The organism is Brevundimonas sp. UBA2416 (assembly GCF_002343105.1).
Lineage (GTDB): Bacteria > Pseudomonadota > Alphaproteobacteria > Caulobacterales > Caulobacteraceae > Brevundimonas.
Window position 1 is genome coordinate 1 of record NZ_DDRM01000003.1, and the last position, 1,315, is coordinate 1,315.

General features: G+C 62.9%; 1 protein-coding gene and 1 pseudogene. Both read right to left on the bottom strand.

The genetic code is table 11. The annotated features are described in order from the left end of the window. Window positions 1-1,021: pseudogene (locus tag B3E43_RS00590) on the bottom strand (DNA-directed RNA polymerase subunit beta'); the annotation flags it as partial. A 136-nt stretch (window positions 1,022-1,157) separates the two neighbouring features. After that, the coding region (locus B3E43_RS16150; RefSeq protein ID WP_414631327.1) for a hypothetical protein at window positions 1,158-1,315 on the bottom strand (158 nt) is incomplete at its 5' end.

Consider the following 1,315-nt stretch of genomic DNA (forward strand, 5'->3'; position numbering starts at 1 on the left):
GGAAGCGGCCCTGCTTGCCCTTGAGCATGTCGGCGAGCGACTTGAGCGGACGCTTGTTGGCGCCCGTGATGACGCGGCCGCGACGGCCGTTGTCGAAGAGGGCGTCGACCGATTCCTGCAGCATCCGCTTTTCGTTGCGGATGATGATGTCGGGCGCGCGCAGTTCGATCAGGCGCTTCAGGCGGTTGTTCCGGTTGATGACCCGGCGATACAGGTCGTTCAGGTCGGAGGTGGCGAAACGGCCGCCGTCCAGCGGCACCAGCGGGCGCAGCTCCGGCGGGATCACCGGCACGACCGTCAGGATCATCCACTCGGGCTTGTTGCCGCTCTCGAGGAAGGCCTCGATCAGCTTCAGGCGCTTGGAGGCCTTCTTCGCCTTCATTTCCGAAGGGCTGTCGGCCAGTTCGCCGCGGTGCTTTTCAGCCTCGGCGTGCAGGTCGATGCCGATCAGCAGGTTGCGCACGGCCTCGGCGCCGATCTCGGCGGTGAAGCCGTCATCGCCGAACTCGTCCTGGTAACGGTAGAACTCGTCTTCCGTCAGCAGCTGGTTCTGCTTCAGCGGGGTCAGGCCCGGCTCGGTGACGATGTAGTTTTCGAAGTAGAGCACGCGCTCCACGTCCTTCAGCGCCATGTCCAGCATCAGCGAGATGCGCGACGGCAGCGACTTCAGGAACCAGATGTGGGCGACCGGGGATGCCAGTTCGATATGGCCCATCCGCTCGCGGCGAACGCGGGCCAGGGTGACCTCAACGCCGCATTTCTCGCAGATAATGCCCTTGTACTTCATGCGCTTGTACTTGCCGCACAGGCATTCGTAGTCCTTGGTCGGGCCAAAGATACGGGCGCAGAACAGGCCGTCACGCTCGGGCTTGAACGTCCGGTAGTTGATGGTCTCGGGCTTCTTGATCTCGCCGAACGACCACGACCGGATCTTCTCCGGGCTGGCGAGGGCGATCTTGATCTGGTCGAAGGTCGGAGTGACCGGGACCGCGTTGAAGATGTTCAGGACTTCCTGGTTCATCTTGAGTTCCTTGCTGCGGTCGAAACCGCGTAAATTCCAGTGGCGAGTGGCTAGCGGCTACTGGCGAGTGAGAAGGGCGGAGGCGGCTGTGAATCTCTTCACTGGCCACTAGCCACTGGTCACTCGCCACTCACCCTCAGCTGTTCTCCAGCTCCACGTTCAGGCCCAGCGAGCGCATTTCCTTGACGAGCACGTTGAAGCTCTCGGGAATGCCCGCCTCGAAGCTGTCGTCGCCGCGGACGATGGCCTCGTAGACCTTGGTCCGGCCGGCCACGTCGTCGGACTTCACCGTCA